Consider the following 13,716-nt stretch of genomic DNA (forward strand, 5'->3'; position numbering starts at 1 on the left):
GTTGTCGCAGGTCAACTCATTTCCGCTAAGAACTTCGAGGAGTGAGCAGGCTGTGTGCTGCATCTCAGCTACGTCAGCTCGGCCGCCCCGTAGCGAGGCCCCGGACCTTTGCTCGATATGAGTTCCGCACGAACAGGAGGCGCCAGTGGCGCCTCCGTCGTGAGCCAGGACTGTCCGAAATAGCGAGTAAAGGTCCGGGGCCTCGCTACGGGGCAGCCTGGGATGGTTATTAGAGATGCAGCACGCGGTCGCGGATCTCCTCGGTTCGACCCTGGTTCCAGAACTGGGTACCGATGTAGCCGCACGTACGACGAGCGACGTTCATCTTCTCCTGGTCACGATTGCCGCAGTTGGGGCACTCCCACACCAGCTTGCCATCGTCCTCGACAATGCGGATCTCGCCATCGTAGCCGCACACCTGGCAGTAGTCGCTCTTGGTGTTGAGCTCGGCGTACATGATGTTGTCGTAGATGTACTGCATCACGCGGATGACAGCCTTGAGGTTGTCCTGCATGTTGGGAACCTCGACGTAGGAGATGGCACCGCCCGGCGAAAGCTGCTGGAACATGCCCTCGAACTTGAGCTTGTCGAATGCGTCGATCTCCTCGGACACGTGGACGTGGTAGCTGTTGGTGATGTAGCCCTTGTCCGTCACGCCCGGGATGATGCCAAAACGACGCTGCAGGCACTTGGCGAACTTGTAGGTCGTCGACTCAAGCGGGGTACCGTACAGCGAGAAGTCAATATCGCTTTCGGCCTTCCACTCGGCGCACTTATCGTTCATACGCTGCATGACGGCCATAGCAAAGGGCGTGCCCTCCTTCTCGGTGTGGCTGTGGCCCGTCATGTACTTGACGCACTCATACAGGCCGGCATACCCCAGGCTGATGGTGGAATAGCCGCCCACGAGCAGCCTGTCGATCGTCTCGCCCTTCTTCAGGCGGGCGAGGGCACCGTACTGCCAAAGAATCGGCGCGGCATCCGAAAGCGTACCCATCAGACGCTCATGACGGCACAGCAGGGCGCGGTGGCACAGCTCGAGGCGCTCGTCGAAGATTTTCCAGAACTTGTCCATGTCCTGATGCGAGCTCAGCGCGACATCGGGCAGGTTGATGGTCACAACACCCTGGTTAAAGCGACCGTAGTACTTGGGCTTGTTCGGGTCATAGTTCAGCGCGTTGGCCACATTGTTAAATCCGTTACCGGAGCGGTCGGGCGTCAAGAAGCTGCGGCAACCCATGCAGGTGTAGCAATCGCCGTTGCCAGCGGTCTCGCCCTTAGACAGCTTGAGCTCGCGCATCTTCTTCTCGGAGATGTAGTCGGGCACCATGCGCTTGGCGGTGCACTTGGCAGCCAGCTGGGTCAGGTAGAAGTACGGGGAATTCTCGTGAACATTATCGTCCTCGAGTACATAGATAAGCTTGGGGAATGCCGGGGTAATCCACACACCGGCTTCGTTCTTAACGCCCTCATAGCGCTGACGAAGCGTCTCCTCCACGATCATGGCAAGGTCGTGCTTCTCCTGCGCTGAGCGAGCCTCGTTGAGATACATAAAGACCGTCACAAACGGCGCCTGGCCGTTTGTGGTCATAAGGGTCACGACCTGATACTGAATCGTCTGGACGCCGCGACGGATCTCGTCACGCAGACGGTCCTCAACGACCTCACGGACCTTTTCGGCAGATGCCGAAACACCGAGCTCCTCGAGCTCGCGGGCAACCTCGCCGCGAATCTTTTGACGGCTCACCTCGACAAAGGGGGCGAGATGGGTCAGTGAAATAGACTGGCCGCCGTACTGGGAGGAAGCAACCTGGGCGATAATCTGCGTCGCGATGTTGCAGGCAGTCGAGAAGCTGTGCGGCTTCTCGATCAGCGTGCCCGAGATAACGGTGCCGTTCTGGAGCATGTCCTCCAGGTTCACCAGGTCGCAGTTATGCATGTGCTGGGCAAAGTAGTCGGAATCGTGGAAGTGGATCAGGCCCTCATTGTGGGCATCCACGATCTCCTGGGGCAGCAGCACACGCTGAGTCAGGTCCTTGGAAATCTCGCCGGCCATATAGTCGCGCTGGACGGAATTGACGGTCGGGTTCTTGTTAGAGTTCTCCTGCTTGACCTCTTCGTTATTGCACTCGATCAGCGACAAAATCTTGTCGTCGGTCGTGTTCTTCTGGCGCTTCAGGCTCTGAACATAGCGATAGATGATGTAGTGGCGAGCAACCTCGTAGCAGTCGAGACGCATGATCTCGTCCTCGACCAAATCCTGGATCTCCTCGACCGAAACGGTGTGGCCCGCGTTCTCGCATGCCTCGGCGACGTTTTGTGCCGCGTAAACCACCTGGCGGTCGGTTAGACGAGAGCTCTCCTCGACCTCCAAGTTGGCGGCGCGGATGGCATTGACGATCTTATCGATGTCAAAGACAACCTCGGTGCCGCTGCGCTTGATGATCTTCATCCTCTTGCCTCTTTCGCGTCGTAGTCTCATTGCGCTTCAGAGCCAAACGATGCCCGGCAGGGCCTGTCCCTGTCTTGCGGCGCCGTCGCGCAATCTGTGTTCTCGATAAACCATAAGCCTCCATGCGGACATTCCCAGGAGCCGATCAAGCGGTTCAAGGACACGTTCAAAAGAGGCAGTTAAGGTCTTCGTTCTCTGTCCGCCATCTATCATACGACAAAGAGGCATCTATATCCTGTATTCTTTTTTTAGGTCAAACACAACATATAGTGTTTCAGCAGGTCAAAGCAATTAGTCATTTTGCAGACGCATTAAAAATGAGGGGTATTTGACAAGTCGGTAAAACGTTACCAACACGGCTACCTGCATGGCAGTTATAAAACCCCCTTAGTCAAGCCGCTGACAAATCCTACCAAAACCAAGCCGCTCACGCCAAAAGAATCCAAAAGATTATGCTTGACCAACATGTTGCGGTCGAATGCCGGCGGACGGAGCGACAGGACTGTAAACGCTCGGAAGACTACAGCCCCGGCGCCCCGTCCGCCGGCATTCGATAGGCGAGGATCTATTACTTCTCTTCGCGAACTATCGTGCGGCCGAGAGCCGCTGTAAAGGGATCGAGCAGCACGCCGGCGATAACCACAAAGGCCCATCCCTTTGTGACGAGGCCGGCCCAACGCGCGAAGAATGTACGGCCTTCAATCGTTCCGAATCCTCCTTGGAAGGCAATCTCGCCAAAACCGATCACCATAAAAAGGAGCGTGGCACCGATGACCGTACCGGCGATCTTGTGTGATGCACTCCCCTGCTCAAAACCAAAAAAGTCCAGGCACATACCAACCGTTTTGCCAAACAGCGGGAGTGCGCTCAGAACCTCGGCGATCACCGTGGCCACGATGAGTTGTCCCCAAAAGCCCGTGGGGCCCGTCAGATCCAAGCCAGGCGCCCCTTCAATGATGGGGAGAAACGCGCAGAGCAATAGCGGGTTAAAGAAGCCGTTGAGAATACCGATAACGCGCCTGACAGGTAACTTCATAGCCGTAAGCCTTTCAAAGTCATTGATAGAAAGAGGGCCGCCGGCATATGTCGGCGGCCCCGATAAAACATGATGTACGGCAAAGCAACTACTCGAGCGGCTACTCCGCCTCGCCGCCGGCTGCCATCTTCTCGGCCTCGGCAAGCTGGGCCGGGGTGAGCTTGCGATACTTAATGGCGCCAAAGACGACACAAGCCGCACAGACGATCATGCCGGCGATGAACTTCTGGTCAATCGTTGCACCAAACGGCGACGTCACGGCCTCAAACACAATGGGAGACAATGCCATGCCAAAGTTGATACCTGCCATGCCAATGGCGAGGTTAAACGCACGTCCCTCGGGGGCAGAGTTGCCGGCAGCAAAATTGCCCTCCAGCGGCACGTAGGTCTCCTTGCCCAGCGCAACGACAAAGCCCGCAACGCACAGCACCATAAAGGCGGGCGCAACCAGCGTCAGGCCCAGGCCAACGAGCGTCACGCCCCACGCGATCGGCATAGCCAGGTTCTTGAACTTGGCAAACAGCGGACCGACCAAAAGACCAGCCGCAATACCGGCAACGGTCATAACGGTAGAGGCAAGACCGGCCTCCACGGTACCGCCAAAGCCGCGACCTACAACAAGCAGCGAAACGTTGGAGCTGAAAAGCTGGAACGTAAGTACGAACACAAAGCTCATGAGCGTGATAATCGCGACCTCTTTAGGCATATTGGCAAACACGTTGACCTTGCGCTTGGGCTCAAGATGACCCTCAGGAAGGCAAACAGCCTCGATTACGATGAAAATGATCATGATGAAGTACGCCGCATAGCTGTGGAACCACTCGGCAGAACCCAAGATGCCGGAAACCATCGTCCAGATAATGCCGCCCAGTGCAACAAAAGTGGAGTAGATGCCCATGACAAACGAGCGCTGCTTTCCGCCAAAGTAATCCGCGATAAGAGCGTCCGTTGAATTCTGCACGGCGCCGAGACCAAGGCCCATGACAGCAGAAGCCGCTAAGACTTGGCCGAGCGAGTCGTGGAACACCAGCACCGAGGCGCCTGCCAGCATCACGATAATGTGACCGACGAGCGTCGTCTTCTTCTTGGACACGCGAGAGGCAAGCTGTGAAGAGACGAGCATGGCGGACAACGCCATCATCAACGGGATGATGCCGATAATCATCTGAACGGCAGCGATGTTCTCGTTGGGAAACGCGGCCGCAACAGAGGCCACGATGGGAACGGGCACGAGCATGCCCATGATGCACATGGCGGCTGCGTAAATGCCCACCAGGTACTTGATCTTGGTTTTATCCATGATCCATCCTTACACTTAAAGAAAAGGGTCGGAGCGGCCAGGCATCACCAGCGGCCGCCCCAAACACAGCACTATCAGTCGTTGAATCCGGTGAACACGGGCTCTCCGCTGTACACGAGCGCTTCCTCGACACCATCGAGCACGCGGCAGGCGCCAGACGCCATCGCCTCGAGCTCAAACTCGCCGGGATAAGCCGACACGGGGGCGATCCAAGAGCAGCATTCCTCAATCGAGGCAACGAGCTCCTTGCTGTGGACCATGCCGCCTCCGAGCAAGATGCCGTCGACGTCGCCCTTCAGCACACAGGCCATCTCGCCAATCCACTTGCAGATTTGGTAAACCATCGCATCCCAGGCGCGAGCCGCGGCCTCATCGCCCGCGGCGGCGCGCTCGCACACCTCGATGGCATCGGACGTACCCAAAAGGTCAACGAAGCCACCGGTCTTCATGCAATGGGCGCGGGCAACGTCGAGACCATGCTCCGCCGTATACTTCGCGACCTCGATTGCGGGGACCGAGCCACAGCGCGTCGGCGCCATGGGGCCCTCGCCGCCGACGATGTCGTTGCCGTCGACCATCTTGCCCTTAAGGTGAGCGGAAATCGAAATGCCACCGCCGATATGACAGACAATAAAGTTGCACTCGTCATATGCACGACCGAGCTTTGCCGCGTGGCGAATGGCAGTCTCTTTGAGATTAAGGGCGTGCAGGTGCACGTTTCGATACACGCCCTTAATGCCCGTCATACGTGCGAGGTCGCACAGCTCGTCGGTATCGGGAGGATTCACCACAAAAGAGGGCTTTCCCGTCTTTGAGGCGAACTCATGGGCAATCTGGGGGCCAAGCTGCGCCGGGTGCTGAATGCCGTTCGCACCGATGCGGGCATGCTCGAGCATGACCTCGTTGATGGCATACGTGCCGCCGGGCAACGAAAGCAAGCCGCCGCCGCGACCGACAAATGCATCAAAGTCCTCGAGCTTCAGGCCCGCCTCCCCCAGTGCTCCAAGAATCAGATCGCAGCGATACGGCATCTGAGCCGAAACCCCATCGAACTGGGCGAGGTCCTTCGCATCGTGCGCAACGTTCTTGCTGAGCTTGCACTCATCACCCTCAAAAACGCCCACTTTCGTGGAAGTGGAACCCGGGTTGATTACCAGGATGCGCCAGGGAGTCTTTTTATCGGACATATCTTAAGCCTCCTTAAGCGCCTGGGCGCGCACGCAGCTCATCACCACGTTGCCGACGATCTCGTCGACGGGCGCAGAGCGCGAGCAATCGCACACGATCTTCTTGAAGCCCTGAAGCATGGGGCCGTAAGCATTGGCGCCGGTCAGGTTCTGGATGATCTTGACGCCGATATTGCCCACGTTGATATCGGGCCAGATGACCACGTTGGCCTGTCCCGCAACAGCGGACTCACGACGTACCTTCTTGGCCGCAACCTTGGGGTTAATCGCCGAATCAAACTGGAACTCGCCGTCGATGGCAAGGTCGGGACGGCGATCGTTGGCAATCTCGCGAGCGCGGCGTACTTTGTCGACGAGCTCGTTATCCATCGAGCCGTCAGTCGAATGCGAAAGCAGCGCGCAACGGATATCCCATCCGGTCAGCGAGCGCACCGTTTCGCTCGACGAAATCGCGATCGAGGCAAGTTCCTCGCTCGTAGGGTCGACGCAAACGGCGGAATCGCCAAAAGCCAAAAGGCCACCTTCGCCGCCGTTCCAGTTGGGAATGTCGGCGATACCGCACGAGCTCACGGTGTCCACCCCGTCGGCAAGGCCGACGATGGTCTGACCCGCCAGGATAATATCGCCCGTGGCGTTATCAATGCCGGCGAACATTACGTCGACATCGCCGAGCACCTGCAAAATCAGGGCGCGCTCAAGCGGACGCGTCATACGGCGCGCGGCGCCCTTGGGCTTAAACTTGCAATCCGGATGCGAAAGATAGCGCTCGCAGCAAGCGGTGTTCGCCTCCTCGTCGGTCACATCGACAATCTCGATGCCGTCAAGGGAGATGTCGCGCTCATCGGCAAGCTCCTTGAGCTTACCGCCGTCGCCGACCAGCACACATTCGGCAAGATGCTCGGCGGCGATCTTTGCGACCGCCTGCATCATGGTCTCGTTTTCGCCCTCGGGAAAAGCAACGCGCATAGGCTTGGCGGCAGCCTGCTCGCGCAGGGTCTGCATCAGGTCCATGGCAGCTACTCCATCTCTTCGGCAGTGCGCTCGATAAGCTCGCGGATGGTCTTCATGACCATGACCTCGCGAACGGGGACCTCGGCATCGAGCTCGTTCTCGATCATGGAGGTCAGGGCGATCATCTTCATCGAGCCCTTGCCCAGGGTCTCAAACGTCGTCTCGGGGGTCACATCGCCATCGTAGTTGTAAGCGGACTTGGCAAAATCGCAGATCTGCTGAGTGAGTTCTTCGTTCATGATGGTGCCTTTCTAAGATAAAAAGAGGGGTAGCCACGGCGGGCTGGAGACATGGGTCCCGCCGTGGCCTAAGAGAGGAAGCGAATTGTTATAGGGGTGAAAGCCTAGTGTGAAAGCCTAGTCGTCAAGCTCGAACGTGAGCTCTTTGTAGCCCGGTCGGTCGATGACCTTGGCATGGACGCCCACGGTCTCGCCCGCCATGAGCTTGGCGCGGATCTCGGGGGCCTTCTTCTTGGTAATGCCATAGATGACGTAGGTGTACTGAGAGCCTTCGTCGATATCGACGGCGCCGTAGGCGTACTTGCCATACTCCTTGAGGTAGGGCTTGTCGTTCTGCGGACCAGGCAGGGTAAAATCGATCAGATGGCCGTGACCGGAAACCTGGACCCAATCGGTCTTGTGGTAGCCGCAGGCATTGCAGGCAAGGTGGGGCGGAAACTCGACGGCTCCGCACTCGGGGCACTGACGTGCCCAATAGATGCCCTCTTCAAGACCCGTGTAGAACTTCTTGACCACGGGCTCCATATCTTTGAGTTGCATGAGAATACTCCTTATGGGAAATCGAAAACCGCGGTCGCTTAGGCGACGGTACGAAGAATCTGGCAGCGCACATTCTGAGAACCGCCAAAACCGCGCAGGAAGGCCGTCTCGGGAACCTTCTTCATCTGGGTGGCACCGGCGACGCCGCGCATCTGCTTGACGGCCTCGACGATATCGGCGATGCCGGATGCGCCATGAGCGTGACCGAAGTTGCAACGGCCACCGTGCGGGTTGATGGGCTTATCACCGTCAAAAGCGGTGCGACCATCGATCGCGTACTTCCAAGCCTCGCCGCGCGGAATATAGCCGCACTCCTCAGCCGAGACAATCTCGGAAGCCAGGAAGAAGTCGTTGCACATAAACAGGTCAATCTCGTCGGAGCTCACGCCGGTAAGGTCATAGACCTGCTTGGCGGCAAGCTCGGTAGCCCAGTGCTCGTTGTGGAGCAGACCGGCCTCGACAGCAGAGGCGCCCGTACCCAGCACCTCGATAGGCGCATACGGCACGCCCATGGCCTTGGCCTTCTCCGTGGGCATCACGACAACAGCGGCGGCACCGTCGCACTTCTTCTCAAAGCCGGTAACGCGCAGGTACTGCGTAACGCGCGGGTTGTACATGCTCTTGAGATACTCGTCGGCGGTATCGAACCCAGCTGCCTTCGCATCCTCCTCGACCGTGGTCTCGTACCAGGCAAGGGGATTCAGGACGGCACCGCGGCGAAGGCTCTTGGTAAGGCCGTTCAGGGCGTCATCGATCTGATCGGCAGTAAGGTCGTACTGCATCGAATACTCGTTGATCCAGTTGTCGAACGACACGCCAAAGGCACCATCGAGTGGGCGACCATACGCGCGGTCATAGATCTTATCGAGCGAGGGAATCATGACGTCGAGCGTAAAGTCCTGGCGAATATGCGAGGGCATGTGCTCAACGGGAAGGGTCGAAGCCAAATCGCAGGCACCCGTAAGGACGACATCGTAGGCACCGGAGGCGACTGCCATCACGGCCTGCTCAAGGGCGACGTAGCCCGTGCAGCAAGCCTCGGAATGATGGACGGAACCCTTGGCGCGAACGCCAAACCAATCGGCAACCTGCATGTTGGGGGTAATGCAATCGCCAACAAGATACGGATTGGCGCTGCCGTGATAGAAAAAGTCGATATCGCGGGGCTCAAGACCGGCATCGGCAATTGCCTCGAGGGCCGCATAGCCAAACGCCTCGCCCTCGCCAATACCCTGGGTCTCGGGATGTTCCTCAAAATCCTTGAACGGGGTGCAGCCTACGCCTACAATCGAGACGCTGCGCATGTTCTTTCCGAGCGTAACCACTGAATATCACATCCTAATCATGTGAAGGTGTACGAAATGATGGCGCAGTCCGGCCGCGAGCGAAGGTGAGAGAGCGCTCGCGGCTTTTCTGTGCCGTCACACGTTGAACTACTGCAGTGGTTCTTTTGAACGTAGCTTTAGTGTAAGAGTGGTTTATTTGGTGCCGTGGGACAAAATGCCGCTATGTGTCCCATCATTTGGTACGCATAGCTAAATTTCGTTCCAAATAGCAGATAAATGACTATGCTTAAAGCCGATTCATAGGGCTGGAACGCTTTGAGTTCACTGCATGCGCAACCGTTCATCCCTAAAAAACAGCCGCTCACCCGAGCGGCTTTTCAAAATCAGGGATCCGCGGATGCCAATGGCGCGATGCATCGTCGACAAAGAGCGGTGCGTAGAACATGCGATTGAGCGCGGCGGCAACGGTTCGTGCCTCAAGGTCAGGCCGGACTTCGAGCCAATACTGGATGAGGTTATGGTGGCCCGCAAGCGCAAAAGCAAGATACAGATCGAGGTCCGTCTCATCTGAAAACGTCGACCGCAAACGATCGCGAAAATAGTCATGCATGAAGATCGTTGCCTTGTGTGCAAACACGGGATCACCGTTATCGCTGTTAAGCGCCAGGACTTTCGAGCGATTGGCCTTGAGGATTTCCATGCGCTTGATCATCGTGGGCGTGGGATCAAGCTGCGCATCACCAAAACGAGCCTCAAGGGCAACGTCGTTAATGTCTTGCATGTTCTGGAGCAGCTCATCTTCAAAGCGCTTGACCACATCATCGACAGAGCGGTAACAACGATAGAAGGTTGATTTTGATGTATGGGCAAGACGGAGTACGTCGGTGACCTTAATCGATTGCACAGGCGTTGTCGCCATAAGTTCAAAGACGGCGCCTTCGATCCGCGAAGCAATATCGTTTTTAGCGTTCAGTGACATAGAAGGCCTCCCCTGTTGGCGATTGGCTACTATGCTACCCGAAAGGCATGCTCCTCAATGGCGATATGGGGCATAGAACGCGCTGCACAAGAGATGACACACTGGCCAAACACCACCGAGGAAGTAAACCATCCGCTCGGCAACCCGTCTTTGCGGGGATCGATTGAAAAGCCGGACCCCTCCGCCTTCAGGACGGCTTCGATACGCGTCCAAACCCGACACAGCCGAAAGGCGCGTTCCTGCGAATCTGCCGCAGCGTCAATCCACGCCCGTTCCCTTGAGCTCGCCATACGCTCAACCGCAATAGGTACAATCTCATCGACCGCCTCGATATCCACGCCAATAGGTCCTCCGACCGACCGAGCAACATCGGAAACAGCGAGGACGGCCACGCTTCCGCCATGTGAAATGGAGATAGAGGGGGCCTCCCCATCCGCAAGCTCGATCTTGCCGAAAGCAGAACGCGCAAGCTGGGTGTCGTCGAAGACACCCAGGGCGTCGCGAAGCAGCAGACCCACGCCCGCAGCTTCCCTCCGAGACGCAATGGGGAGATCTCCATTGGAGGCACGCGAGGCATAACGTCCCGCGATTGATGCCATATCAACGGTCTCGCCGGGATCGATCGCAGAAACGTCAACGAGGTGCACGGTTATGTTCAAAATGGTCAACCCCACTCGATTGAGATGACAAGGCTAAACTGACGCTCAGAACCGCTCTTTCATGAATCGAGGTACCTTTTGCCGACGATTTGGCGACCCATTTGGCGACCCATTTGGCGACCAAAACAAAACAGCCCAGAGGACATAGCCTCTGGGCTGCGAACATTTGGTGGGCGTTAGAAGATTTGAACTTCTGACCTCTTCCGTGTCAGGGAAGCGCTCTCCCCCTGAGCTAAACGCCCAAATGGAGCGGACAACGGGGCTCGAACCCGCGACCCCAACCTTGGCAAGGTTGTGCTCTACCAACTGAGCCATGTCCGCTTACGAGGATTAATTTTACGTGATACCCGCATCCTATGCAAGAACTTTTTTTGAAAAGTTTTGCGACGCCCTCGCGAACCTCGCAAAGACATCAGCCACCACGGAAAGCACAGGCAAACGCAAACTCGCCGCAAGAGGCCCCTACAACTCAGCGAGCATGATCCAGGCAGAACTGTCCTGCGCGAGCCTGCCGTCTACAAGCGGTGATGAGGTGAGCAGGACCCTGCCCGTCGGCAGCTCCACGGGTGCTGCACCGAAGTTCGTCACACACGCCCAGCCGTTGTCGCGGCGATAGGCGATGACGCCACCCTCAGCGCCCTCGGCACCATCCGCAAGGCCGGTGCGTCCGTCAAGATCAAGCCACTTAAGATCGTTGGCGCACCCGCGCAGCTTGCGCCGCAGCCAGAGGGCGTCACGATAGAGCGCAAGCATCGATGTCGGGTCCGCTTCTTCCCTATCGGCAGCGTAATCGGAAAACCATGCAGGCTGCAGCAGATGGGGCGCCGCATCGGCGTCCGCCGGTGAAAACCCAAACGATCCGCCCTGCGCGGGATCGTCCGCCGCCACCCACGGCAGGGGCACACGGCAGCCGTCTCGCCCCTTCTCGCGCTTCGGTCCGTGCGTATTGGTCGCAGTAGGATCTTCGAGTGCGGCCCACGGGATATCGGCCACCTCAAAAAGGCCGAGCTCCTCACCCTGATACACGTATGCCGAGCCCGGAAGCGCCAGCTCGAGCAAAAGGGCCGCCCGCGCGCGGCGCTCGCCGAGTTCACGGTCCTCGTCATAAGACGACCCGTCGCGTAAGAGCCAGTCGAGCGCAATCTGGTGGTAGCGCGTCGCCTTGATCTGCGGCAGGGCATAGCGCGTCGCCACGCGCGGCACGTCGTGGTTGGAGAGCACCCAGGTCGAGGCGGAATCGGATTCTATAGCTGCCTTCAAGCCCTCCTCGATTGCAGCGTGCATGTCATCATAGGTCCAAGTGGCCTTGGCAAACTCAAAGTTGAATGTCTGGCCAAGCTCGCTGGGACGCGCGTAGAGATACTGGCGCTCGGGCAGCACCCACGCCTCGGCAACGGCGCTGCGTGGCGGATCATAGCGGTCGAACACGCGGCGCCACTCGCGATAGATCTCGTGGACCTCGTTGCGGTCCCACAGCGGATGGGTGCCGTCGTCAACCATGTCATCGCCCTCGGCGAGATGCCACCGGTCGAGGTCATCGCGGTCGAGATCCTTGGCGAGACCGTGCGCCACATCAATGCGAAAGCCATCGACGCCTCGATCGCTCCAAAACGCCAGGACGTCGCAAAAGAACGCATGAACCTCGGGGCACGACCAGTCAAAGTCCGGCTGCTCGGGCGTAAACATGTGCAGATACCACTGACCGTCCGCGACGCGCGTCCAGGCGGGGCCGCCAAAGTTGGCATTCCAATTGGTGGGAGGCAGCTCGCCATGCTCGCCGCGACCATCACGGAAGATATAACGGTCGCGCTCGGGCGATCCGGGGCCGGCGGCAAGAGCGGCTTTGAACCAGGGGTGCTGGTTGGACGAATGGTTGGGCACGATGTCGACGATGACCTTGATGCCGTGCGCGTGAGCCGCAGTGATCATGTCATCGAAGTCGTCAAGCGACCCGAGACGTGGGTCGACATCGCAGTAGTCCGCCACATCATAGCCGCCATCGACGAGAGGCGATGGGTAAAACGGGCTCAGCCAGATGGCCTCGATACCCAGCTGCTCAAGATAGTCCATCTGCTGGGTAATGCCCGCGATATCGCCCAGACCCGAACCAGTCGAATCCTTAAACGAGCGCGGGTAGATCTGATAGATCGCGGCGTCGGACATCCATGAGCGCGAAGAAGACTTTTCTGTAGCCATGGGGCGTATCTCCCTTGCAACGAGGTTATGCGAGATGCCCACGATGATACGCCCAAAGCGGATATTCGCGGCAAACAACGCCACAGCCACGACCCAAAACGCTCGCTCCCTCTCGGGTTCGAACCTCCCGGGACGAATCGACCGATTAGTGAAAAGAACGGAAAACCCACTCCCCCGGCCACGACAGCGAGCGGGCTCCGGGTGCCCCAGGTTGCCGCGAAAGAGGAGGGAAGCGTACTTTATGTACGCGACCGACGATTGAGGGGCAAGATGGGGTGCCCGGGGCTCGCGCAGCGTCAACAAAAAACGCGGTTCGTTAGAACCGCGTAAGATAGTTGGAGCGGACAACGGGGCGTCTGCGTATCCGCTTCGCGGATCCGCACCGGCTTCGGTCGCCTGTCGGCGTCCTCGCCAGCTCGCTACAAACGCTCCGCGTTTGCTTAACGCTCGCTCCCTCTCGGGTTCGAGCCCATACGATGGGTACGAAAAAGCCCGGCTACCGTAGTAGTCGGGCTGTTGCGTTTGGAGCGGACAACGGGGCTCGAACCCGCGACCCCAACCTTGGCAAGGTTGTGCTCTACCAACTGAGCCATGTCCGCATATTTAAAACAAAACGGGCGCCGGAGCGCCCGGATGTTGCCTGGAGGCGAAGCCCGGATTCGAACCGGGGGTAAAGGCTTTGCAGGCCTCTGCCTTACCACTTGGCCACTTCGCCGAAAAAGGACCGCCTAAACGGTCCGGAAATGCAATGGAGCGGACAACGGGGCTCGAACCCGCGACCCCAACCTTGGCAAGGTTGTGCTCTACCAACTGAGCCATGTCCGCTTCGGG

General features: G+C 58.3%; 11 protein-coding genes and 5 tRNA genes. All 16 read right to left on the reverse strand.

Going from position 1 to position 13,716, the window contains the following annotated elements:
- Positions 1–229: 229 nt before the first annotated feature.
- The 16 genes from nrdD to I2E13_RS03700 all read right to left on the reverse strand — a co-directional run bounded on the left by nrdD (position 230) and on the right by I2E13_RS03700 (position 13,710).
- Entirely contained in the window at positions 230–2,452 is a 2,223-nt protein-coding gene (gene nrdD, locus I2E13_RS03625) for an anaerobic ribonucleoside-triphosphate reductase (RefSeq protein ID WP_195404217.1), read from the reverse strand.
- Between the two features lie 568 nt (positions 2,453–3,020).
- Positions 3,021–3,488 carry a hypothetical protein gene (locus I2E13_RS03630; RefSeq protein ID WP_195404218.1) on the reverse strand — a complete coding sequence of 156 codons (468 nt, stop codon included), beginning with the start codon at positions 3,486–3,488 and terminating at the stop codon, positions 3,021–3,023.
- A 100-nt stretch (positions 3,489–3,588) separates the two neighbouring features.
- Positions 3,589–4,788 (reverse strand): MFS transporter, encoded by a 1,200-nt coding sequence (locus I2E13_RS03635; RefSeq protein ID WP_195404219.1) that lies wholly within the window; start codon positions 4,786–4,788, stop codon positions 3,589–3,591.
- Between the two features lie 74 nt (positions 4,789–4,862).
- Positions 4,863–5,975: a butyrate kinase gene (gene buk, locus I2E13_RS03640; RefSeq protein ID WP_195404220.1), complete on the reverse strand. Its 1,113-nt coding sequence runs from the start codon at positions 5,973–5,975 to the stop codon at positions 4,863–4,865.
- Positions 5,976–5,978: 3 nt separating this feature from the next.
- Complete coding sequence (locus I2E13_RS03645) at positions 5,979–6,986, reverse strand: phosphate acyltransferase (RefSeq protein ID WP_195404221.1); 1,008 nt, start codon at positions 6,984–6,986, stop codon at positions 5,979–5,981.
- Between the two features lie 5 nt (positions 6,987–6,991).
- Positions 6,992–7,225 (reverse strand): acyl carrier protein, encoded by a 234-nt coding sequence (locus I2E13_RS03650; RefSeq protein WP_117806465.1) that lies wholly within the window; start codon positions 7,223–7,225, stop codon positions 6,992–6,994.
- A 117-nt stretch (positions 7,226–7,342) separates the two neighbouring features.
- Entirely contained in the window at positions 7,343–7,765 is a 423-nt protein-coding gene (locus I2E13_RS03655; protein ID WP_117583871.1) for a Zn-ribbon domain-containing OB-fold protein, read from the reverse strand.
- 38 nt (positions 7,766–7,803) lie between these two features.
- Positions 7,804–9,090: a thiolase family protein gene (locus I2E13_RS03660; protein WP_271817623.1), complete on the reverse strand. Its 1,287-nt coding sequence runs from the start codon at positions 9,088–9,090 to the stop codon at positions 7,804–7,806.
- A gap of 322 nt (positions 9,091–9,412) precedes the next feature.
- On the reverse strand, positions 9,413–10,030 hold the full coding sequence (locus I2E13_RS03665) for a TetR/AcrR family transcriptional regulator C-terminal domain-containing protein (RefSeq protein WP_117779246.1): 618 nt from the start codon (positions 10,028–10,030) through the stop codon (positions 9,413–9,415).
- Between the two features lie 29 nt (positions 10,031–10,059).
- Positions 10,060–10,689: a 4'-phosphopantetheinyl transferase family protein gene (locus tag I2E13_RS03670; RefSeq protein WP_147326449.1), complete on the reverse strand. Its 630-nt coding sequence runs from the start codon at positions 10,687–10,689 to the stop codon at positions 10,060–10,062.
- Between the two features lie 167 nt (positions 10,690–10,856).
- Positions 10,857–10,931, reverse strand: a tRNA-Val gene (locus I2E13_RS03675).
- A 3-nt stretch (positions 10,932–10,934) separates the two neighbouring features.
- Positions 10,935–11,010, reverse strand: a tRNA-Gly gene (locus tag I2E13_RS03680).
- A 141-nt stretch (positions 11,011–11,151) separates the two neighbouring features.
- Entirely contained in the window at positions 11,152–12,885 is a 1,734-nt protein-coding gene (locus I2E13_RS03685; RefSeq protein ID WP_229057807.1) for a glycoside hydrolase family 13 protein, read from the reverse strand.
- Between the two features lie 523 nt (positions 12,886–13,408).
- Positions 13,409–13,484, reverse strand: a tRNA-Gly gene (locus tag I2E13_RS03690).
- 42 nt (positions 13,485–13,526) lie between these two features.
- A tRNA-Cys gene (locus I2E13_RS03695) sits at positions 13,527–13,600 on the reverse strand.
- A gap of 34 nt (positions 13,601–13,634) precedes the next feature.
- A tRNA-Gly gene (locus I2E13_RS03700) sits at positions 13,635–13,710 on the reverse strand.
- Positions 13,711–13,716 lie beyond the last annotated feature (6 nt).

The organism is Collinsella aerofaciens (genome assembly GCF_015554145.1).
Classification (GTDB): domain Bacteria; phylum Actinomycetota; class Coriobacteriia; order Coriobacteriales; family Coriobacteriaceae; genus Collinsella; species Collinsella aerofaciens_AA.

What these genes read in the sequence shown, in the direction of transcription:
- buk (WP_195404220.1), bottom strand. Translation starts at nt 5,975, where the DNA reads ATGTCCGATAAAAAGACTCCCTGGCGCATCCTGGTAATCAACCCGGGT.
- nrdD (WP_195404217.1), bottom strand. Translation starts at nt 2,452, where the DNA reads ATGAAGATCATCAAGCGCAGCGGCACCGAGGTTGTCTTTGACATCGAT.
- I2E13_RS03645 (WP_195404221.1), bottom strand. Translation starts at nt 6,986, where the DNA reads ATGGACCTGATGCAGACCCTGCGCGAGCAGGCTGCCGCCAAGCCTATG.
- I2E13_RS03665 (WP_117779246.1), bottom strand. Translation starts at nt 10,030, where the DNA reads ATGTCACTGAACGCTAAAAACGATATTGCTTCGCGGATCGAAGGCGCC.
- I2E13_RS03655 (WP_117583871.1), bottom strand. Translation starts at nt 7,765, where the DNA reads ATGCAACTCAAAGATATGGAGCCCGTGGTCAAGAAGTTCTACACGGGT.
- I2E13_RS03685 (WP_229057807.1), bottom strand. Translation starts at nt 12,885, where the DNA reads ATGGCTACAGAAAAGTCTTCTTCGCGCTCATGGATGTCCGACGCCGCG.
- I2E13_RS03630 (WP_195404218.1), bottom strand. Translation starts at nt 3,488, where the DNA reads ATGAAGTTACCTGTCAGGCGCGTTATCGGTATTCTCAACGGCTTCTTT.
- I2E13_RS03650 (WP_117806465.1), bottom strand. Translation starts at nt 7,225, where the DNA reads ATGAACGAAGAACTCACTCAGCAGATCTGCGATTTTGCCAAGTCCGCT.
- I2E13_RS03635 (WP_195404219.1), bottom strand. Translation starts at nt 4,788, where the DNA reads ATGGATAAAACCAAGATCAAGTACCTGGTGGGCATTTACGCAGCCGCC.